The sequence below is a fragment of the Streptococcus porcinus genome, from assembly GCF_901542335.1.
In the GTDB taxonomy this organism is placed as follows: domain Bacteria; phylum Bacillota; class Bacilli; order Lactobacillales; family Streptococcaceae; genus Streptococcus; species Streptococcus porcinus_A.
Window position 1 is genome coordinate 972534 of record NZ_LR594036.1, and the last position, 21028, is coordinate 993561.

Annotated in this window: 19 protein-coding genes; 5 read left to right on the forward strand and 14 right to left on the reverse strand. The window is 36.0% G+C overall.

From position 1 onward, the window contains the following. Nucleotides 1-300: 300 nt before the first annotated feature. From ffh to FGK96_RS04640, 3 genes are all read right to left on the reverse strand, one after another. Nucleotides 301-1854, reverse strand: coding sequence for a signal recognition particle protein (gene ffh / locus FGK96_RS04630; RefSeq protein WP_138081807.1), 1554 nt, complete (start codon nt 1852-1854; stop codon nt 301-303). A gap of 11 nt (nt 1855-1865) precedes the next feature. Then, complete coding sequence (locus FGK96_RS04635) at nt 1866-2198, reverse strand: putative DNA-binding protein (RefSeq protein ID WP_232045833.1); 333 nt, start codon at nt 2196-2198, stop codon at nt 1866-1868. 103 nt (nt 2199-2301) lie between these two features. Next, a complete protein-coding gene (locus FGK96_RS04640; RefSeq protein WP_138081811.1) occupies nt 2302-3000 on the reverse strand; it encodes a GntR family transcriptional regulator in 699 nt (232 codons plus the stop codon). A gap of 308 nt (nt 3001-3308) precedes the next feature. Here FGK96_RS04640 and guaA point away from each other — a divergent pair, with 308 nt between their 5' ends. The 3 genes from guaA (at nt 3309) to FGK96_RS04655 (ending at nt 7877) form a co-directional block, all read left to right on the forward strand. Beyond that, nucleotides 3309-4871, forward strand: a complete 1563-nt coding sequence (gene guaA, locus FGK96_RS04645; RefSeq protein ID WP_138081813.1) for a glutamine-hydrolyzing GMP synthase — start codon at nt 3309-3311, stop codon at nt 4869-4871. Between the two features lie 228 nt (nt 4872-5099). Beyond that, nucleotides 5100-6233 (forward strand): cation:proton antiporter, encoded by a 1134-nt coding sequence (locus FGK96_RS04650; protein WP_138081815.1) that lies wholly within the window; start codon nt 5100-5102, stop codon nt 6231-6233. A 165-nt stretch (nt 6234-6398) separates the two neighbouring features. Further along, nucleotides 6399-7877 carry a peptide MFS transporter gene (locus FGK96_RS04655; RefSeq protein ID WP_138081817.1) on the forward strand — a complete coding sequence of 493 codons (1479 nt, stop codon included), beginning with the start codon at nt 6399-6401 and terminating at the stop codon, nt 7875-7877. A 36-nt stretch (nt 7878-7913) separates the two neighbouring features. On the opposite strand, the gene FGK96_RS10450 is transcribed toward FGK96_RS04655, so the two are convergent. Together FGK96_RS10450 and FGK96_RS04660 are read right to left on the reverse strand one after the other, a co-directional pair. Further along, nucleotides 7914-8072 (reverse strand): hypothetical protein, encoded by a 159-nt coding sequence (locus FGK96_RS10450; RefSeq protein WP_172601594.1) that lies wholly within the window; start codon nt 8070-8072, stop codon nt 7914-7916. A gap of 44 nt (nt 8073-8116) precedes the next feature. Further along, nucleotides 8117-8383 (reverse strand): hypothetical protein, encoded by a 267-nt coding sequence (locus FGK96_RS04660; RefSeq protein WP_138081819.1) that lies wholly within the window; start codon nt 8381-8383, stop codon nt 8117-8119. A gap of 376 nt (nt 8384-8759) precedes the next feature. Here FGK96_RS04660 and FGK96_RS04665 point away from each other — a divergent pair, with 376 nt between their 5' ends. Then, nucleotides 8760-9482: a DUF554 domain-containing protein gene (locus FGK96_RS04665; RefSeq protein WP_138081821.1), complete on the forward strand. Its 723-nt coding sequence runs from the start codon at nt 8760-8762 to the stop codon at nt 9480-9482. A gap of 275 nt (nt 9483-9757) precedes the next feature. Here FGK96_RS04665 and FGK96_RS04670 read toward each other — a convergent pair whose 3' ends face one another. The 4 genes from FGK96_RS04670 to gyrA all read right to left on the reverse strand — a co-directional run bounded on the left by FGK96_RS04670 (nt 9758) and on the right by gyrA (nt 14680). Further along, on the reverse strand, nt 9758-10714 hold the full coding sequence (locus FGK96_RS04670) for a DUF1002 domain-containing protein (RefSeq protein ID WP_138083498.1): 957 nt from the start codon (nt 10712-10714) through the stop codon (nt 9758-9760). 225 nt (nt 10715-10939) lie between these two features. Next, nucleotides 10940-11353, reverse strand: a complete 414-nt coding sequence (locus FGK96_RS04675; protein ID WP_138083499.1) for a VOC family protein — start codon at nt 11351-11353, stop codon at nt 10940-10942. Nucleotides 11354-11408: 55 nt separating this feature from the next. Next, nucleotides 11409-12167: a class A sortase gene (locus FGK96_RS04680; RefSeq protein ID WP_138081823.1), complete on the reverse strand. Its 759-nt coding sequence runs from the start codon at nt 12165-12167 to the stop codon at nt 11409-11411. Nucleotides 12168-12169: 2 nt separating this feature from the next. After that, nucleotides 12170-14680 carry a DNA gyrase subunit A gene (gene gyrA, locus FGK96_RS04685; RefSeq protein WP_138081825.1) on the reverse strand — a complete coding sequence of 837 codons (2511 nt, stop codon included), beginning with the start codon at nt 14678-14680 and terminating at the stop codon, nt 12170-12172. Between the two features lie 195 nt (nt 14681-14875). On the opposite strand from gyrA, the gene FGK96_RS04690 reads away from it, so the two are divergent. Then, on the forward strand, nt 14876-15859 hold the full coding sequence (locus tag FGK96_RS04690) for an L-lactate dehydrogenase (protein ID WP_003084658.1): 984 nt from the start codon (nt 14876-14878) through the stop codon (nt 15857-15859). A 38-nt stretch (nt 15860-15897) separates the two neighbouring features. Here FGK96_RS04690 and FGK96_RS04695 read toward each other — a convergent pair whose 3' ends face one another. From FGK96_RS04695 to glyA, 5 genes are all read right to left on the reverse strand, one after another. Next, complete coding sequence (locus FGK96_RS04695) at nt 15898-16431, reverse strand: dihydrofolate reductase family protein (RefSeq protein WP_138081827.1); 534 nt, start codon at nt 16429-16431, stop codon at nt 15898-15900. A 62-nt stretch (nt 16432-16493) separates the two neighbouring features. Continuing rightward, a complete protein-coding gene (nox, locus tag FGK96_RS04700) occupies nt 16494-17861 on the reverse strand; it encodes a H2O-forming NADH oxidase (RefSeq protein WP_138081829.1) in 1368 nt (455 codons plus the stop codon). Nucleotides 17862-18166: 305 nt separating this feature from the next. Then, a complete protein-coding gene (locus FGK96_RS04705) occupies nt 18167-18769 on the reverse strand; it encodes a lysozyme family protein (RefSeq protein ID WP_172601595.1) in 603 nt (200 codons plus the stop codon). Then, nucleotides 18770-19747, reverse strand: coding sequence for a nucleoid-associated protein (locus tag FGK96_RS04710; protein WP_138081833.1), 978 nt, complete (start codon nt 19745-19747; stop codon nt 18770-18772). Nucleotides 19748-19751: 4 nt separating this feature from the next. Then, the gene (gene glyA / locus FGK96_RS04715) at nt 19752-21008 is read right to left on the reverse strand and encodes a serine hydroxymethyltransferase (protein ID WP_138081835.1); all 1257 of its coding nucleotides are present in this window, start codon (nt 21006-21008) and stop codon (nt 19752-19754) included. Between the last annotated feature and the right edge of the window lie 20 nt (nt 21009-21028).

Sequence of the window (21028 nt, forward strand, 5' to 3'; positions counted from 1 at the left end):
TAAACCAATAACACTTCAAGAGCTTAAAGAGAGATGAATAAGCTTCGTTTCCCTTCTTTATATTGATTATAAAGAAAAATAACTAAATTTTCTTAAACAAAACTAAAAAGACTGATATTTTAATAAAATCAAGTTTTTAGCAAAAGAGTATCCCTTCAGAGATGAGCGTACATAGTTAAGTAATAAAAAAGAGAGAAGGTGACTACTTCTCAAAAAGCTTAGTTTTTGAGAGTTAGGTTACCTATCTCTTTTATATTTTAATCCTTCTAAAGCGAGGTAAACTTTCTATTATATGAAAAGTTATTTCCGTTTTTTCTTAGCTTTTTTAATTTTGTTAGCTTGACGTTTCATAATCTGCTTCATAGCAAATTCATTAACTTTACCTTTGAGACCCCCACCAAATAGTTGACTCATGTCCATATCAGGCATTGCACTTCCACCCATCATACCTTCTAATGCTGACATATCGGGCATATTAGCACCATTGCTATTTGGCATATTTTTTGGCATGCGACTAGGGTCAATTCCCATTTGTTTCATCGCCTTGTTCATATCTCCAGACATTACCCCTTGCATCATTGCTTTAGCTTGGTTGAAATCTTTGATAAATTTGTTAACGTCAACGAAACTATTACCAGAGCCTGCTGCGATGCGACGACGACGACTTGGATTGAGTAAGTCAGGATTTTCACGCTCTGCTTTTGTCATTGAAGAAACGATGGCACGTTTACGAGCAATTTGCTTTTCATCAATCTTGATATTAGCAAGAGCTGGATTTCCAGCCATACCTGGAATCATTTTTAGCAAATCTTCCATTGGCCCCATGTTTTGAACCTGATCCAATTGATCAATAAAATCATTGAAATCAAAGGTGTTTTCGCGCATTTTTTCAGCTAATTCAAGTGATTTTTGTTCATCGTATTCGTGACTTGCCTTTTCAATTAATGTTAAAAGGTCACCCATTCCCAAAATCCGACTTGACATCCGATCTGGGTGGAAGGTCTCGATATCAGTGATTTTTTCACCAGTACCTGTAAATTTAATGGGTTTACCAGTAATTTCGCGAACCGATAATGCTGCTCCACCACGAGTATCTCCATCAATTTTGGTTAGTACAACTCCTGTTATTTCTAACTGTTTATTGAATTCGTCAGCGACATTTGCTGCCTCCTGACCAATCATACTATCAACAACTAGGAGAATTTCATTTGGATTGGCTAGTGCTTTAACCTCTCGCAACTCAGTCATGAGTTTTTCATCAATTTGTAGACGACCTGCTGTATCAATCAAAACATAGTCGTTGCGATTTTCTCGTGCTAAAGAAAGTCCTTGACGAACAATCTCAACTGCTGAGTGGTCTGTTCCCATATCAAAAACGGGAACATTGATTTGTTGACCTAAGGTTTTTAACTGATCAATGGCTGCAGGACGATAAATGTCAGCTGCAATCATTAAAGGACGTGCATTTTCCTCTTTAATCAGCTTGTTAGCCAATTTCCCTGCAAAAGTTGTTTTACCGGCTCCTTGTAGCCCCACCATCATAATGATTGTGGGAATTTTTGGCGCTTTCTCAATTGTCGCTGTTTCTGACCCTAGAATACCAGTTAGCTCTTCATTAACTATTTTGACAATTTGTTGGGTTGGGTCTAAAGTATCAATGATTTCATGACCTACCGCACGTTCACGTACATGTTTGATAAAAGTTTTAACGACTGGTAGGGCGACATCTGCTTCAAGTAAGGCAAGGCGGATCTCTTTAGTGACCTCTTGAACATCCTTCTCAGATAATTTTTTCTTTCCACGAATATTTTTAAAGACGCCTTGTAGACGTTCCGTTAAACTTTCAAAAGCCATAACTACTCCTCTTAATCTCTATTATCGATGCTTGTTAATATGGAAATTTTCTCTTGTAAATAACTATCAGTAGGATACTTTGTTAATATCTCATCAAAAATTTCATTACGAACAATATAGTCTGAATACATATGTAGCTTCATTTCATAGGTTTCCAAGATCTTTTCTGTTCGCTTAATATTGTCATAAACCGCCTGGCGACTAACCCCAAACTCTTCTGCAATTTCAGCTAGACTATAGTCATCAGCATAATAAAGTTCAATATAGTTCATTTGCTTATCGGTTAATAGCGCAGCATAAAATTCAAAAAGGGCATTCATTCGATTTGTTTTTTCAATTTCCATAATTTTCATTTTACCATATCTTAGTGCATAATAACAGTAGGATATCAGTTAATAGCTGAGCTTTATAGCTAGGTAAAAAAAGAGTTTGGGACCAAACTCTTACTCAATTGTTTTCCAGATAGAATTCAAAGCGATCACCAACGTATTGGCTACGCACGTATTCAAATGGATTTCCATTAGTAAAATAGGATACTTGGGTTAAGGCCAGTATGGCATGTCCCCGACTTACCGCTAAATAACTAGCAATCCGCTCACTAGCCGTTTTTGCATAAATAGTTTGGCGGCTTTTGCCGATTTCATAACCATTAGATATCAGGGTCTTAAAGAAATGTTCAGTAATATCCTCACGTTTGACATCTTTAATAAATTTTTCGGGAATAGATGCCACTTCGTAGACCAAGGGAATATTGTCAGCATAACGAATCCGCTCCATCCGAATAACATAATCCGTTGCTTCTAACTGAAGCTCTTTGATTTCCGTATCTGACGCTAGTTGCTTTTGGTAAGTCAATAGTTTTGAAGAAGGTTTTTTACCTTGAGAATTAACAATCTCGGTAAAGGAAGTTGTCCCTCTCATTTTTTCTTGGACTCTTTGACTGGAAACATAAGTACCACTACCAATACGTCTTTCCAAAATACCTTCTTCAACCAATAAGGTAATAGCTTGTCTAAGAGTCATCCGACTAACCTCAAAATGTTCAGCTAGGTCACGCTCACTGGGAAGACGATCACCAATTGCCCAGACCTGGTCGTCAATGTCTTTTTTGATGGCATCATGAATCTTGATATATGCTGGTAACATGCTCGTGTCTCCCTAAGTATGATTTTATGACTAATTATAGATATTATTTTACCATATTCTAAGAGAATTAACTGATTAATATGGTAAAATAGGATAATTATTCCATTAGTCAAATGATCAAAAATGATATTCCGAAATACTTATAAACCGTTTTTTCACGAAACTATATTCTGAAATATCTTTTAACGTTAAGAAATTACCAAAAGCATACAGCTTATTGAGGAATTCTAATGTTATTTTCTTAAAAATATGCTACAATTAGGTTTAAAATCATTAGTCTATAGTCTAATGGAAATGAAAGGATTACAATGACTGAAATTTCAATTTTGAAAGATCTTCAAAAAATCATCGTTCTTGATTATGGTAGTCAATATAATCAGTTAATAGCTAGACGCATCAGAGAGTTTGGTGTTTTTTCTGAACTAAAGAGCCATAAGATTAGTGCTCAAGAACTTCGTGAGATTAACCCTATCGGTATTGTCCTATCAGGTGGTCCTAATTCTGTTTATGCAGAAAATTCTTTTGGTATTGATCCAGAAATCTTTGAATTAGGTATCCCGATTCTAGGAATCTGTTATGGTATGCAACTCATTACTCATAAACTTGGTGGAAAAGTTCTTCCCGCAGGACAAGCTGGTCATCGTGAATACGGTCAGTCCACCTTAAATCTTCGGAAAGAATCTAAATTGTTTGCAGATACTCCTGAAGAACAGCTAGTTCTCATGAGTCATGGTGATGCTGTCACAGAAATTCCTGATGGATTTCACTTAGTAGGTGATTCTGTGGATTGCCCTTATGCTGCTATTGAAAATACAGAAAAAAATATCTATGGAATTCAATTTCACCCAGAAGTAAGACACTCTGTTTATGGTAACGATATCCTTAAAAACTTCGCTATCTTCATTTGTGGTGCTCGTGGTGACTGGTCAATGGATAACTTCATTGAAATGGAGATTGAAAAAATTAGAGAAACTGTTGGGGATAAAAAAGTCTTATTAGGTCTTTCTGGCGGTGTTGATTCTTCTGTAGTTGGTGTGCTTTTACAAAAAGCTATTGGCGATCAATTAACCTGTATCTTCGTTGATCATGGCCTTCTTCGTAAAGATGAAGGTGATCAAGTTATGGGGATGCTTGGTGGTAAATTTGGTTTAAATATTATCCGCGTTGATGCTAAAGATAGATTCTTAGATTTGTTAGCTAATGTGGATGATCCCGAGAAAAAACGGAAAATCATTGGAAATGAATTTGTCTACGTCTTTGACGATGAAGCAAGTAAGCTTAAAGGGGTAGATTTTCTTGCTCAAGGTACCCTCTACACTGATATCATTGAATCTGGGACAGAAACTGCTCAAACTATTAAATCCCACCATAATGTCGGAGGTCTTCCAGAAGATATGCAGTTCCAATTGATTGAACCCCTCAATACTTTGTTCAAAGATGAGGTGCGTGAGCTTGGAATTGCACTTGGGATGCCTGAAAATATCGTCTGGCGGCAACCATTTCCTGGACCCGGTTTAGCTATTCGTGTTATGGGAGCTATCACGGAAGAAAAACTGGAAACAGTCCGTGAATCAGATGCAATCCTTCGTGAAGAAATTGCTAAAGCTGGTCTTGATCGCGATGTATGGCAATATTTCACTGTGAATACAGGTGTGCGTTCCGTTGGAGTTATGGGAGATGGCCGTACCTATGACTACACTATTGCTATTCGTGCTATCACTTCAATTGATGGTATGACGGCGGATTTTGCCCAACTTCCATGGGAAGTCCTAAAGAAAATCTCAACTCGCATTGTCAATGAAGTTGATCACGTCAATCGTATTGTGTACGATATTACAAGCAAGCCACCTGCAACAGTCGAGTGGGAATAGCAGCGAAACTTGCCTTAATATAGTAATTAAGGGTGTTAAGGTTTTTTTAAGGCTCATTGATTATATTATAAATATCCTAATAACCCTTTTCATTTCTCTTAAACTCGAGTCCTAGTACTCGAGTTTTTTTGGTTTAAAAAGCTTTCGGGAACATAGAGCTTTGTTTGTTAACCAAGTCATGGTATAATAGTAACGATTTATGCAATTTAGGAGACTTATGGAGGAATTATGCAAGAATTATTTCAAATTACCATTATATTAATTGCCAGTTTTTTGGCTATTGAAGTATCAAAGAAGCTATCAATACCAGCTGTTGTGGGACAGTTATTAGTCGGAATTATCATAGGACCCAGTCTCTTAAACTTAGTCCATCAAGGAGAGATTATTCATTTTCTGTCAGAATTAGGGGTCATCTTACTTATGTTCTTAGCTGGACTTGAAGCTGATTTGGGCTTACTAAAAAGGTATTTAAAACCAAGTTTAGCTGTTGCTATTTCTGGTGTTCTCATTCCCGTAGGAATATTCTTTTTGGTCACCAAAATCATGGGATACGAAATGGAAACCTCTATTTTCTACGGTATCGTCTTCGCAGCTACCAGCGTTTCTATCACAGTTGAGGTACTTCAAGAGTATAAAAAAGTTCAAACCAAAACGGGTGCAGTCATTCTGGGTGCAGCTGTGGCTGATGATATTATTGCTGTTCTTCTCTTAAGTTTCTTTGTTTCAAGCATGAAGGGTACTGGTTCTAGTAACCATTTAATCTGGCAAATGCTCGGACAAGCCTTTTTCTTACTATTTTTAATGGTTTTAGTTAAGTACATTGTTCCAGCTATTTACCGTTTAACATTTAAAGTAAGTTTCTTTGAAAAAGACAGCTTTCTGGCTCTTTTAATTTGTTTTAGTATGGCACTACTAGCAACAAGCGTCGGAATGAGTGCTGTTATTGGCTCCTTCTTTGCTGGCTTAGCCATTGGTCAAACTCATAAAGGTGAAGAAATTATGCATGATATCTCCGAACTTTCTTATATGTTCTTTATCCCTATTTTCTTCGCTTCAATAGCACTTCCATTAAATCTAGATGGTATTCTTTCAAATCTTGGAGTTATCTTACTTTTCACTGTTTTAGCAGTTCTTACAAAACTATTGCCAGGTTATTTAGTCGCACGTGGCTTTCAATTTTCTAAAATGGACTCTTTGACAGTTGGTGGCGGAATGGTCAGCCGAGGGGAGATGGCTCTGATTATCGTTCAAATTGGTTTGGCTGAAAAATTAATATCTAATCAAATTTACTCTATCTTGGTTATAGTTGTTATTTTATCTACCATTATTGCACCATTTATTTTAAAAAGATCATTTAAGTAAAAATCTTAAATGGTTTTTTACTTTAGAGAATTATTTGTAATCAATAATTATTATTTATATAAGGAGTTATGCAAGAAAAATTTATATTATAAAATTTTCACAAAATTGACATAATTCCTCATTTAAGGTATGCTATAAGATGTTATTATGAAGGAGATAATTGAGATGAATTCAAATGATACAAAATCATTCTTTGGACATCCTCGTGGTTTGTCCACTCTCTTTTTTACAGAAATGTGGGAAAGATTTTCATACTATGGTATGCGTGCTATTTTACTTTATTACATGTATTATAGTGTCAGTCAAGGCGGTTTAGGATTTGACAAAGTAACCGCTGCTTCTATTATGGCTATTTATGGTTCCCTAGTCTATTTGTCATCGATTATTGGCGGGTATATTAGTGATAGAATCCTCGGAAGTCGTAAATCAGTCCTTTATGGTGGAATTCTTATCATGTTAGGACATATTGCATTGGCAACACCATTTGGGAAAACAGCTCTTTTTGTTTCAATTGCTTTAATCATTTTAGGGACTGGCTTTTTAAAACCCAATGTCTCAGAAATGGTTGGAGGTCTCTATGGTGAGAAAGATTTACGTCGTGATGCAGGGTTCAGTATTTTTGTTTTTGGAATTAATCTGGGTGCTTTTATTGCACCTGCTATTGTCGGTTATCTTGGTCAGGAAATAAATTTTCACCTAGGATTTTCTCTAGCAGCTATTGGGATGTTCTTTGGTTTACTACAATATGTTCGAGATGGTAAAAAATACCTTTCAAAAGATAGTTTACACCCAACGGATCCACTATCAGATGCTGAGAAAAAAGAGTTAAAGAAAAAATTCTTAATTGGTAGTATTCTAGTCGTCTTGTTAATAGTTATTCTTAAATTACTAAACCTTTTAACTATTAATAGTATTATTAATATCTTTACCTTTATTGCCATTGTTATTCCCATCTACTACTTCTTTAAGATTTTAAGTAGTAAGAAAATTTCAGATACTGAGCGGTCGCGAGTTTGGGCCTATATCCCACTCTTCATTGCCTCAATTCTATTCTGGTCAATTGAAGAACAAGGTTCTGTGGTCTTAGCTCTTTTCGCAGATGATCAAACACGTCTTTCTTTTAACCTATTTGGCCAACATATTAATTTCCCATCATCATATTTTCAAAGTATTAATCCCTTATTTATCATGCTTTATGTTCCTTTCTTTGCATGGATTTGGGCAAAATTAGGAAGTAAACAACCATCGTCACCCAAGAAATTTGCCTACGGATTAATTGCAGCTGGTCTATCCTTTGTTTGGATGATGTTCCCAGGTATGTTATTTGGGGTTCATGCTAAGGTTAGTCCTATGTGGCTAATTGTTAGTTGGGCTATCGTAATTGTTGGTGAAATGCTTATTTCTCCAATTGGCTTATCAGTCACAACTAAATTGGCTCCAAAAGCTTTCCAAGCACAAATGATGTCAATTTGGTTCTTGAGTAACGCATCAGCTCAAGCTATTAACGCACAAATTGTGAAGTTTTATACTCCAGGAAATGAAGTGGCCTATTATGGTATTGTAGGTACTATAACCATCGTCTTTGGTCTCCTCTTATTCTTCTATGTACCGCGTATCGACAAATTGATGGCTGGTGTAAAATAAAACAAAGGTCACTCGCTTATGAGAGTGGCCTTTGTTTTATTTTACTAAAAGTTTTTCTTTTATTTTCTCAAGAAGAAACATTGCTGGATTAGTCTTGAAGTCTTGATACTTATGTAGCAGCGGCTGAAAGGCAAGTTGTTGTAATAATAGCACTTCTTTAGCCTCTTGAGGTTTAGCAGGAAGTAATTCAATCATATATAAATATCCTTCTTTTAATATGCTTCAGGATCTAACTTTTTTTAAATCGTTATTCCCATATCACTAGCAATCTCAGGTGGGGTTAGGGACTGGTTTTCGGGTTTGTTAGCATTGTCAATCAGTGCTTCGTCATGATCTTTATATGTTCTTTCTGTTTTTACTTCAGTAGTCTTTATCCGTTCTTCTCTGGCAAGTGCATCATGAATCAACTCTTCTGTGATCTCTTCGATAGATTTTTGACTAAGTTCTGCTCTTACTTTAAGCATATCGTAGTCATGGTCGTTTAGTTGTGTCCTAATTGTTTTCATAATTATTCCTCCGTTTGTTCTTTTCTTTAGTATACCCTAAAATGGTTAAAAAGACTCAAAAAAGTATTTCTTATAATATGAACTACTACTTACATTATGGGGTTCAAAACAGTCTATTCCAATACAGCAAAGTTTCCTCTTATAAGTTTCTCAATTTTAATACTAACCATTTCTGATTTTATCAAATTACTTAAAATGAGAATATTATTAATATGTGTCTATTGTTTGAAAGATGGCAATATATGGATTTTTCTCTCTTTTACTATTATTGGCAAAAATCTTTATTTTTAATATTATTATAATTATTAGATTTTATGTTGACAAGTATTCCTTCTATTGTATAATAGCCATAGATGCTTTAGGAGGATTACAGCAAATGACCTATTTCACTGGTTTTGGAACCATAATCGATACCATTTCTATTCTTTTAGCAGGGATTTTTGGAGTACTTTTTGGTAAATATTTGAATGAAAGACATCAAAGCGGTTTAACGATGGCTTCAGGTGTTAGTGTATTATTTATTGGTATTTCTGGAGCTATGCCTGGCATGCTAAAGTTTGCTAATAATAGTATGACTAATGAACATGCAATGCTTGTTGTTAGTTGCTTATGTTTAGGAAGTCTACTTGGTGAATTTCTAAATATTGAAGCCTTTTTTGATAAGTTTGGCAACTGGTTGAAAACTAAGACAGGTAGTAATAAAGATCCTGACTTTGTTAATGGTTTCGTGACTGCTACGTTAACAGTGAGTATTGGTGCTATGGCTATTATTGGTCCTATTCAAGATGGCATTTCCAATAATCCAAGTATCTTATTGACTAAAAGTGTTTTAGATTTCGTTATTATCATCGTCTTAACGACAACTTTAGGAAAGGGTGCAGTTTTTTCAGCTATTCCGGTATTTTTCTTACAAGGTTTAATCACCATTTTAGCAAAGATAGTACAACCTTTCATGACTTCTGCAGCCTTAACAAATATTTCTTTAGTTGGTTCTATCCTTATCTTTTGCGTCGGACTGAATATTATTTGGGGTAAAACAATGCGTGTAGCTAACATGTTGCCTGCACTGCTTTTGGCAGCTATAATAGCCTATCTTTAAATGATTAATTAGTAAAAAGTGATAAAAATCGATCTCTTTTCAAAGAGGTCGATTTTTATCACTTATGTAGTAGTATAGTTTAGCTTAGCAAAGCCACAATAAAGGAATATCTTCAAAATCAACAAAAAGATGAAACTAAAATACAGCAACTTTAGGCATTAGGGGAAGTCAAATTCTTTCTCTTCAATTGGGTCGGGTCTTTTTTATAGTCCAAATGAAAAGCTAAATAGGAGAGAAAAAGAGAAAAAAGAGCGACGTAGTCACTCTTTTTAAGCCTATCCGATTAAGGATTTAAAGAATTCAATGATTTGCTGCCAGATTCCCTTACCAGTTTCAACTGCTTTTGCAGAGTCAAAATTAAGGTTTATATTTTTAAAAGTTGATCCAGATTTAGAAACAATGGAATCCTTCAATGAATTTAAAGTAGCAGTAAAGTGAGAGTTACTAATGATGCCACTGTTAGAAAGATTAACTGCAAAGTTAACAATCAAGTTAATTTGTTCAGAGGTCATGGCATTTTTAAGACCATAATTCTTTAATGTTTCATCAACAATTTTTTGAATCTCTTCCTTAGATAAACTACTTCCACCTTTAGCTACTGCTGCTTTAATATCCGTTAAAGCAACATTTAACTTATCAGAATCATAGCCATTTTTACCAGAATTTTCAGCATTGATACCAGATAAAGTCGAAAGTTCTTGCTGGGCTAAATTTTTATTTTCTTGCGGGACCTTTGCTCCATTTTCCTCAAGAGAATAATAGATGCCTGCTAATGCAGACTCGCCCGTTACTCTGATTGGTGAGGCGATAGTGATATTTGCATGTTCAATTCCTAAGGTAACAGCTGCATTACGATACATATCTTGAGTTACCTTGGTAATGTTTTCAGGGGTAACAATGGCTACCTTTAGAATATCGTTGGAACCTAACTTTTCAATTTTAACTGATGAATACAGTTGAATACTCGAATCATCTGCAGTATTCATAATTTTAGCATATGAAGTTGTCGTCAGTGTTTTCAGTTTCGTGTCTTTACCACTATTATAGTTTAACAATGATAAGGTTTGATCTTTTTGTGCTTGATCTAGTGAGTAACCAAGGACGTAATCAGGCTGAACATAGGCTTCATCAATAACGCCTTGAACATCATTACTAGCAGCAAAGGCCGTCGAAACCATAAAGCTACTCGCCAATGCGAAGCCAGCCAATAAAATTTTTTTCTTAATAGTCATTATAGTCATTTTTTCCTCTTATCCTATAGATTTAACCTTCTTCAATATGAGAACAGATTTGAAAAAATCTGTCCTCATATTATAACATCTTCTTTTTAAAAGTTGTATTAAAAACATACTACAGACTGAAGTCAATTAAAACAATTTGGTAACCATTTGTCAGGATACTATCTAGAAATTCTCTTAAAAAATCACTTATTTCTAGGAAGTAGAAATTAGCTTAACTTACTCATGAAGCTCTAAGGGGAGGCCGTCTGGATCAAAGAAAAAAGTCATTTTCTCACCAGTATAATCATCATACCTTAGTGGCTCAACTCTAATATTTTTTGCTTTTAATTCCTTAATATAATTTTCAATGTTTTTAACTCGAAAAGCTAAATGGCGTAAGCCACAGGCTTCGCGATTATATTCTGGTTGACCAATCCGCTTTGGAGGAGCTTGATAAGCGGGATCGGAGATTGAGTTACCAAAGATTTCTAATTCAATATCTCCACACTTAAGATCAAGTTTATAATCATGCCGCTCTGATCGATGATTTTCACGAATGATTTCAAAGCCTAATTGATTAACATAAAAATCTTTTGATTTGTCATAATCAGAGACAATAATCGCGACATGATGAATTGCAGAAAGTTTCATCTTCATTCTCCCTTCTTAATAAGAGAACAGGGATTTTATGCCCTGTTCTTTCACTCTATTCAATTGCAACTTGGTTATAGGAATGATTAAAGGCCTTCATAACAGAGTCGGGAGCTCCTTTATAAGACATTTCTTTTTTTAATATCCCCTTAACACAGATTCTTTGTGTAGCCTCTGCATCGGTACAAGTAATAAGAGTAATTTCCTTTGTACCAGGAGTATTATTTAAAACATCAATACGATTTGGGGCAACGGTTTGTACAGATACGATATCATACTGATAAATATTTTCCTTATCTGTTACGTAAATGGGCATCCCCACCTTCGCTCGTTCTAGAGGTGAGAATAACATGTGAGAGGAACCAGCCATACCAAAAATATGGTGACTAGCTAATGAGTAGTTGTTTTCTCCCCCCATAACTTGTTCTTCTTTCATGGTTCCTGCACCATAAATTAGTTCTGTATTGCCTAATCCTTTGAATATAGGTAAATTGATATTCACATCAGGTATTGCAATACCTCCAATTACAGGAAGCTTTTGTGCTGCCATTTGAGCCTGTAAAACAGTATCTGTTGAAACTGCTTTGACAGAGTCGAAGTCAAATGTGCTCTCAGCCTGCTGATTTTTTTTAATGGTCTGTTTAGAGACATGTTGAACTTGGTATTTATTTGAATTCCAAGCAATAATAGTATTGCGGATAGTCTTGTTAAAAAGTAACCCCAAACCAAGGATTAAAAGAAAAGTGGCAACTAAAGTACGGAACTTTGACGATACACTTTTCTTCCTCTCTCTTCTTGTTCTTCTTCTTGTCATTCTTAATCCTCACTTTTATCTATTGAAGTAGGGGTTATCTCTTGACTAGGTGCTACGTCTGAGGTTGATAATTCAGATAAATCTTTTTCGACTTCAGGATCTACCAAGGCAAAGGTAACAATTTTTGAGTCTTGATCTAATCGCATGACCTTAACCCCCATTGTAGATCTACCAGTTTGAGAAACATCAGCTATGCTAGTTCTTATAATGACACCTTTGTTCGTTATAATCATAATATCCTCATGACCTGTAACAGTCACTAAACCTGCTAATTGACCATTCTTGGCGGTAATATTAGCAGTTTTGATGCCCTTACCTCCGCGGCCTTTTGTTGGGTATTCTGTGGCTAGCGTACGCTTACCATAGCCTTTTTCAGTAATGATAAGCACTTCTTGGTTGTCGCTAATCCTTGAAGCACCAACAACTAAATCATCCTCACGAAGCTTAACGCCACGAACACCCGTCGCTGAGCGCCCCATATTGCGAATACTTCCTTCTTCAAATCTAACTGAATAGCCTGATTTTGTTCCGATAATGATATCTTCTGTACCATCAGTTAGCAAGACGTTAATTAACTCGTCACCGTCCTTAAGATTTAAAGCACGCAAACCATTTTGTCTAATATTGCCAAATTCTGAAGCATTTGTTCTTTTAACCAATCCCTGACGAGTAGTAAAGAAGAAAAATTTATTATCAATGTCTTCTTTACGCGCGTTAATGATAGTTTGTATCGTTTCTTCTTCATCTAATTTTAAAAGATTAACAATTGGTAGACCTTTAGCTGTCCTTCCGTATTCTGGAATCTCATAAGCTTTTAGTCTATAGACACGCCCTTTATTGGTAAAAAAGAGGAGTGTATCATGTGTACTTGTTGAAACTAACTCTTTAACGAAATCATCATCATTGACACCAGTGCCTTGAACTCCCCGGCCTCCACGTTTTTGAGAACGAAACTCATCTTGAGCCAAACGTTTGATATATCCTTTATTTGATAAGGTAATCAAAACATCTTCTACTTCAATAAGGTCTTCATCTTCAAGTGACAATACTTCACCAACCATTAACTCTGTACGACGAGGGTCAGCGTATTTGCGTTTAATCTCATCCATTTCTTGAATGATGATAGCACTAATTCGGTCTGGTTTAGCCAAAATATCAGCTAAATCAGCTATTAAAGCAATTAAATCATCATATTCTGATTGAATTTTATCTCTTTCCAATCCTGTCAAGCGACGCAAACGCATATCCAAAATCGCCTGGCTTTGCCGTTCAGATAGTTGGAAGCGGCTCATCAACTCAGCTTGTGCAATAACATCTGTTTGGCTATTTCGAATAATTGCAATAACTTCATCAAGATGATCCAAGGCGATCAATAAACCTTCTAAAATATGCGCCCGTGCTTCTGCTTTTTCTTTATCAAAACGAGTTCGGCGAGTAATAACTTCTTTTTGGTGACTAATATAATTATCAATAATTTGTCTAAGAGTTAAGATTTTTGGTACACCGTTCTCAATAGCTAGCATATTAAAACTAAAATTAGTTTGTAGGCTTGTTAGTTTAAACAAATTGTTTAGGATAACATTAGCTGATGCATCGCGTTTAACTTCAATAACGAAGCGAACCCCTTCACGGCTGGATTCGTCACGGACTGCAGTAATTCCCTCAATCCGTTTTTCTTGAGCTAGGCGGACAATATGCTCATGAACTTTAGTTTTGTTAACACCATAAGGAAATTCAGTGACAACGATTCGCTCACGACCTGTCTTGGTTATCTCAATTTCTGTCCGTGAGCGTAAGACAATGGAGCCTTTACCGGTATCATAAGCACGATGAATACCTGAACGTCCCATAACCATGGCCCCGGTTGGAAAATCTGGTCCCGGAATCACTTCCATTAAGTCTCTAGTTGTACATTCAGGATGCTCCATTACCATTTTGACAGCATCAATTGATTCTCCTAAATTATGAGGGGGAATATTAGTAGCCATCCCGACTGCAATACCAGTAGCACCATTTACCAACAAATTGGGAAATCGGGCTGGTAAAACGAGTGGTTCACGTTCACTTCCATCGTAGTTGTCTTGAAAATCAACAGTATTTTTATTAATATCCTTTAGAAGTTCTAGTGCTATTTTGCTCATTCGAGCTTCGGTATAACGCTGGGCTGCAGCACCATCTCCATCCATAGAACCAAAGTTTCCGTGACCATCTACTAGCATGTGACGATATGACCACCACTGTGCCATCCGAACCATAGCCTCGTAAATTGAAGAATCTCCGTGGGGATGATATTTACCCATAACGTCACCTGTGATACGGGCAGATTTTTTATGCGGTTTATCTGGGGTAACTCCTAGTTCATTCATGCCATAAAGAATGCGACGATGGACAGGTTTTAAACCATCACGAACATCTGGCAAGGCTCTAGCCACGATAACACTCATAGCATAGTCAATGAAACTTGTTTTCATTTCACTTGTCAGGTTGACGTCAATTAGATTTTTATCTTGCATTTAAGGAATGCTCCTTTTCTAGTCAAACTCTATAACATTATATCATAAAATCCTTATTTTTTCACTTTGGAACCGCTATCAGAAAACTATTTTCATTTTTTTCTCTGATTTGAGTGACAAAGTATTCACAAAGTGCTAAAATGAGATTGTATGGGTATTACCCTACCCTCAAAAAAATTAAGGAGAAGTTTAGACATGACTGTAACTAAACAACACAAAAAAGTTATCTTAGTCGGTGATGGAGCCGTCGGGTCATCATATGCTTTTGCATTAGTAACACAAAATATTGCACAAGAGCTCGGTATTATCGATATTTTTAAAGAAAAAACTCAAGGAGATGCGGAAGATTTAAGTCACGCCCTTGCCTTCACTTCCCCTAAAAAAATATATGCAGCTGACTATTCAGACTGTCATGATGCCGATTTAGTTGTCCTTACAGCTGGTGCTCCTCAAAAACCTGGTGAAACTCGCCTTGATTTAGTGGAAAAAAACCTTCGTATCAATAAAGAAGTTGTTTCACAAATCGTTGCTTCTGGATTTAATGGTATTTTCCTTGTTGCTGCAAACCCAGTTGATGTCCTTACTTATTCAACTTGGAAATTTTCTGGTTTCCCTAAAGAACGTGTTATCGGATCAGGTACTTCTTTAGATTCTGCACGATTCCGTCAAGCTCTTGCAGATAAAATTGGAGTTGATGCTCGCTCAGTTCATGCTTATATTATGGGTGAACATGGTGATTCTGAATTTGCTGTTTGGTCACATGCTAACGTGGCAGGGGTAAAATTAGAGCAATGGCTCCAAGATAATCGTGATATTGATGAAACTGGACTGTTAGATATTTTTGTTTCTGTCCGTGATGCAGCATACTCAATTATTAACAAAAAAGGAGCTACCTTCTATGGTATTGCCGTAGCACTTGCTCGTATCACTAAAGCGATTCTTGACGATGAAAATGCAGTTCTTCCTCTATCTGTCTTCCAAGAAGGTCAATATGAGGGTGTTAAAGATTGTTACATTGGTCAACCTGCCATTGTAGGTGCTTACGGGGTTGTTCGTCCGGTTAATATTCCATTAAATGATGCAGAATTGCAAAAAATGCAAGCTTCTGCTAAGCAATTAAAAGAAATTATAGATGAAGCATTTGCAAAAGAAGAATTTGCTTCTGTAGCTAAAAACTAGATTCTAAAAGCCAAAAGAGACCTTGATAGGTCTCTTTTTTAGGGTCTTTTCTGATAGCGAAGCATGGCAATCCCATCTGTAACAGTTGATTCAATCAGTTGCAATTTATGCTCTATACTATACCCTTTAAACAAAGGTCTCCCTTGACCTAAAATGGTTGGGATAATTCCAATGATATACTGATCAATCAGCTCAGTAGCAAGCACAGAATGCACCAAATCTGCTCCTCCAAATAACCAAATCGGCCCACCCTCTTCTTGCTTGAGTTCTTTAAGGGTAGCTACTATATCCTTAGAAAAGTAAAGGTTGGGGTAATCTGAGTGTAAGTCCTGATGGCTAGCAACATAAAACCTTTTCTTATGATAGCCTTGTATCTGCTCGATAGGACAATCATCTAATGATTTTCGCCCCATAACGACAATATCGCACGAAGCGAAAAAGGCATCATTATCAAATTGTAAAGCAGAATCATAAGCTGTTGTTCCATGTCCTTCGATCCAATCATAAGAACCATCTGTTCGGGCAATAAAGCCATCTAAACTCATAGCGATATTTAGAATTAAGGGTCTCATCTTTCCTCCTAAAAAAGTGTCCCTTCAGTGGGGACACTTTATCATGTCATATTTGACCTATTTTATTCTGCTCCTAAAGCAGACATTGTGATGTAATTATATGGTTTATTGAAGTGAGGTAAGAAGAAAATATCCATTAGAGATAATTTTTCAATAGTTACCTTTTCTTGGATAGCTAATGAGAACATGTGAATTCCCATTGAGATGTCTTCTTTTGAAACCATTTGACAGCCTAAGACAACACGACTGTCTCTATCGTAAACGATTTTGATTGCCACTTCATGATTTCCATGTTTGATAAATTCTGGTTTTTGTAAATCATTGTAGCTAGCTTCCAAGGCATTATAACCAGCTTCTTTTGCCTTTTCTAGGGTTAAACCAGTTGAAACCATGTTTAGGCCGTAAATTGAAATACCGTTTGATCCTTGAACACCTGCTCCTTCCAGTTCATGTCCACAAGCATTATGAGCAGCAACTATTCCTGTCCGTACAGCATTTGATGCTAAGGCAATGTAGTTAATATCATCTCGTGCGTTATCATAAATAGTTGCACAATCTCCAATAGCATAGACATCTTTCATGCTTGTTTCTTGTTTTTTATCAACAATCCACGCTCCATTACGGAAGGTATCTAATTGACCACGTCCTAGATCAGTATTTGGACGGAAACCAACTGCCATGATAACCATGTCAACGTCAAAGCTGTCTTTATCAGTGACAAGTCGTTCTACTTTTCCATCTCCTTCAACTGCCTGAACAGCTTGTCCGAAAGCTAATTGAATGCCATGCTCTTCAAGGTTTTTACTCATTAAATCAGTGAAATCACGATCGTAGTAACCACCCATACATGTTTCAGCAATATCAACAAGAATTACTTCTTTTCCTTTTCGTTGGAAAGCCTCTGCCAGTTCAACACCAATGTAACCTGCCCCAACAACTGCTACTCGATTAATTCCTGGTTTCTCTAACTTTTCAATAACATCAGATGAATTTTGGTAAAGTTTAACAAATTGTAAGTTTTCTAAAGTTGCTTTAAACTCTCTTGACCCTTCAACGATTTCGACACCTTTAATAGGCGGTATAATTGGTTGTGATCCGGTTGCAAGAATTAATTTGTCATAGCTTTCAACATGTTCTTGACCTTCCACTAGTGCTGTTACTTCTTTTTTGTCATAGTCAATGTTTAAAACAGGCGATTCCATATAAACTTTAGCACCCATGGATTCTAACTGTTCTTTATTAGAATAAAAGAGACCTTCTGGGCCATCAATTTGCTCACCAATCCATAAAGCCATTCCACATCCAAGGAATGAAATGTTTGAATTCTGATCAAAAGTGACAATCTCATTTTCTAATCCATAGTTGGAGAGCATGGTTTTAATTGCAGCTGTGCCCGCATGATTTGTTCCAACAACAACGATTTTACTCATATATATTTGTTCCTCATTTCACAATATTTTCTGTTAGGTCTACATTATAGCACAGCAAAAAATTGCTTACAAAGAATTTGCTTACAGATTGTTAGCTTATTCACAAAAATAAAATTATCTAAAAATACTAATATACGGCCTTTTCTAGAGGTATAAAAATTTTATCTGTAAAAAAACTGGCTATGTTTGTGAAATAACAAACATTTGCATCGATTATTGTATTTTTTTGTGAAAAACCGAACAGATTACATTTATATAAAAAACACTTCTGATCTTTTTCAGAAGTGTTACGTCTTTTAACCTAATTAAAACTTTGAAAAGAATTTAATGAGGTATAAATTAAAGTGTACCTCACGGGAATAGTAGAAATTTCCCCCATTTTTATATAACTGACCACCTGAAATAATAGCTAAGGGATGATAATAGATGTATGTTTCCCCGGTGGTGTTACCAAGGCTAGGTGCAACGACCTCTCTTGAATATTTTTTAGCCAAAGCCAAAGAGTTTTCACCACCATTTTGAGCAACATAATGGATATAATTTGACCCAAAGTTATATGCTTGAATAGCAGTCCATGAGTCTACTCCTGCTTCTTCAGCTAGTTGCAAATTCTCTGATAAGAGTTTAATACCATGTTTAATTGACACTTGACTATCTGTTATAGAATTAGTCATTCCACTACTACTTTCACTTGATTGCATAACATCGGCTGATCCACCTTTAGTTTCAGTATAAATCATGGCAAGAATTAAATTAAGATTCGTGTCGGTATCATGTTCAGCTAACGTTTTTTCGACCATGGGTTTATAGCGCATGACATTTTTTACATTCTGATGAGTAACATAAAGCTGAAAAATACAAAAAATCAGAAAGACTAAGAAAATGACGCGCTTTAAAAATTTCAACATTTATTTATTTTTGATATCCTCTATATTTTTAATAAGTATTGAATAGGTTCCATCATCATTCATGATAAATTCAACCGAATCAGCATCTTGATAAATTGCATTCGGAACTGTTAATTCAATACCATTAGACAATGATAATTTTTGACTCTCCAACTTTTTAAGTTGTCGTGTATGGTCAATATCGCTGATTTTAATTGGTTCTGGTATAGTCTCTTTCACCTGGTCCACAAATGTTAAACGTGCTGTCAGATTATTATCAAATAATTGGTCAGCTAACTTTTCAGGGGACAGGTGATCACCATTTTCAAGATTTTTTGAAATAGCCGACTTCATCTTTGATTGAAAAGCAAAGTCATCTTGATTGAAGTTTTCAGCTATTTTTTGTGCGGTTTGTTCAATAGTCTTAATTGATTTTTTAACAGACTGCTCTGGTTGAACTTTTAATAAGGTTTCCGAAAAATAATTTGAAAAACTACCATTGTGCTTGATTCTTTTCTCAATTAGATAATAATCATTGCTTTCAAGGTTGATAACTAGGGCTTCATCGGGTGTTTGTGTTGCGCTGGGTAAATTATTTTGGGTAATACTTAAGGGATTTTCTTCCGAAATATTAGTATGAGCAAAAGATTCTCTAAGAGTAATTCTTAGAAAGGCAAAATAGACCTGTCCGTCTTTCTCAAACCTGATAAAAACTAAATCATTGGTTTTTTGGTTTTCCGAGATAACAAATGCTTCTTTCCAAGCTTGAGCAACGGCTTTACTGCTACTTACAAAATCATCACTTATTAATTGACGAAAAGTGTTCTCATGATTCATACGACCTCTTTTAGCTTCATCGGAGAAAACTTTTTCCAACTTTTTGCGGAAATAATCATCAATACGTGGCGTAATACTCAACTCGTTATCATTAAAGAATAAGTTTGTATCATTTGGTGAAAATTGATGAATAACTAATTTACGTATATAAATATCTAACATCTTATCAATTACTATATAATGGGAAGCGATTAGTGATAGAACGAACTTCTTGTCGAACCTCGTCTAAAACGGTTTGATCCTGATGATTAACAAGTGCTTTTATGATTAAGTGAGCAATAGCTTTGCTTTCTTCAACCCCCATTCCTCGACTTGTAATGGCAGCGCAGCCAATACGGATACCAGAGGTTTTAAAGGGTGACAAAGTTTCAAAAGGAATGGAATTTTTATTTAGAGTGATATGGACATCATCTAAAAGATTTTGCGCCACTTTACCACTTTCGATGACTTTTGTTACATCTACTAAGAAAACATGATTATCTGTACCGCCTGAAATAAGGCGGAAGCGTTCATCTTCAGCAAAAACTTGTGCCATTGCCGACGTGTTTGCAATAACATTTTTAGCATAGTCCGTAAAAGCTGGATCTAAAGCTTCTTTAAAAGATACAGCTTTTGCAGCTATAACATGCTCAAGCGGACCGCCTTGTAAGCCAGGAAAGACAGCAGAATTAATTTTCTTAGCAAGGTTTTCATTATTAGTTAAAATCAAACCACCACGTGGCCCCCGCAAGGTTTTATGAGTAGTGGATGTTGTCACATCAGCAAAAGGTACTGGATTTGGATGAAGACCGGTTGCCACTAAGCCTGCAATATGAGCCATGTCGACCATCAAATAGGCACCAACTTCGTCAGCGATTTGACGGAATTTTTCAAAATCAATGATTCTAGAATATGCTGATGCTCCTGCTACAATTAGCTTGGGTTGCACTTCTTTGGCTTGTTCTAAAATAGCGTCATAATCAAGCATTTCTGTTTTAGGATCAACGGAATAACCGACAAAGTGATACGTTTTCCCCGAAAAGTTGACTGGTGAGCCATGCGTTAAATGACCACCGGCAGCCAAATCCATACCTAGCACCGTATCTCCTGCCTCAATTAAAGCCATGTAAGCTGCTGCGTTAGCTTGACTACCTGAATGGGCTTGAACGTTTGCAAATTTAGCACCAAAGAGTTTTTTTGCACGTTCAATGGCTAAATTTTCAACGATATCAACGCATTCTGTACCTCCATAATAACGTTTATCAGGATAGCCTTCAGCATATTTATTTGTTAAGAGGGAACCTTGTGCTTTCATTACGGCCTTAGAGACAATATTCTCCGAAGCAATTAATTCAATATTGTGCTCTTGCCTTTCTTCCTCAGCATGAATGGCTTCCCATAATTCTGGATCAAACGCTTCATAATTATCCTTATCAAAAATCATTTTTTCTCCTTATTTTAAAT

Coding starts and splice junctions, on each gene's coding strand:
- nox (WP_138081829.1), bottom strand. CDS start 17,861: ATGAGTAAAATCGTTGTTGTTGGAACAAATCATGCGGGCACAGCTGCA.
- FGK96_RS04680 (WP_138081823.1), bottom strand. CDS start 12,167: ATGACAAGAAGAAGAACAAGAAGAGAGAGGAAGAAAAGTGTATCGTCA.
- gyrA (WP_138081825.1), bottom strand. CDS start 14,680: ATGCAAGATAAAAATCTAATTGACGTCAACCTGACAAGTGAAATGAAA.
- ffh (WP_138081807.1), bottom strand. CDS start 1,854: ATGGCTTTTGAAAGTTTAACGGAACGTCTACAAGGCGTCTTTAAAAAT.
- FGK96_RS04670 (WP_138083498.1), bottom strand. CDS start 10,714: ATGACTATTAAGAAAAAAATTTTATTGGCTGGCTTCGCATTGGCGAGT.
- FGK96_RS10450 (WP_172601594.1), bottom strand. CDS start 8,072: ATGATTGAATTACTTCCTGCTAAACCTCAAGAGGCTAAAGAAGTGCTA.
- FGK96_RS04660 (WP_138081819.1), bottom strand. CDS start 8,383: ATGAAAACAATTAGGACACAACTAAACGACCATGACTACGATATGCTT.
- FGK96_RS04650 (WP_138081815.1), top strand. CDS start 5,100: ATGCAAGAATTATTTCAAATTACCATTATATTAATTGCCAGTTTTTTG.
- FGK96_RS04710 (WP_138081833.1), bottom strand. CDS start 19,747: ATGTTAGATATTTATATACGTAAATTAGTTATTCATCAATTTTCACCA.
- FGK96_RS04655 (WP_138081817.1), top strand. CDS start 6,399: ATGAATTCAAATGATACAAAATCATTCTTTGGACATCCTCGTGGTTTG.
- FGK96_RS04695 (WP_138081827.1), bottom strand. CDS start 16,431: ATGAGACCCTTAATTCTAAATATCGCTATGAGTTTAGATGGCTTTATT.
- FGK96_RS04675 (WP_138083499.1), bottom strand. CDS start 11,353: ATGAAACTTTCTGCAATTCATCATGTCGCGATTATTGTCTCTGATTAT.
- FGK96_RS04705 (WP_172601595.1), bottom strand. CDS start 18,769: ATGTTGAAATTTTTAAAGCGCGTCATTTTCTTAGTCTTTCTGATTTTT.
- FGK96_RS04635 (WP_232045833.1), bottom strand. CDS start 2,198: ATGGAAATTGAAAAAACAAATCGAATGAATGCCCTTTTTGAATTTTAT.
- glyA (WP_138081835.1), bottom strand. CDS start 21,008: ATGATTTTTGATAAGGATAATTATGAAGCGTTTGATCCAGAATTATGG.
- FGK96_RS04690 (WP_003084658.1), top strand. CDS start 14,876: ATGACTGTAACTAAACAACACAAAAAAGTTATCTTAGTCGGTGATGGA.
- FGK96_RS04665 (WP_138081821.1), top strand. CDS start 8,760: ATGACCTATTTCACTGGTTTTGGAACCATAATCGATACCATTTCTATT.
- FGK96_RS04640 (WP_138081811.1), bottom strand. CDS start 3,000: ATGTTACCAGCATATATCAAGATTCATGATGCCATCAAAAAAGACATT.
- guaA (WP_138081813.1), top strand. CDS start 3,309: ATGACTGAAATTTCAATTTTGAAAGATCTTCAAAAAATCATCGTTCTT.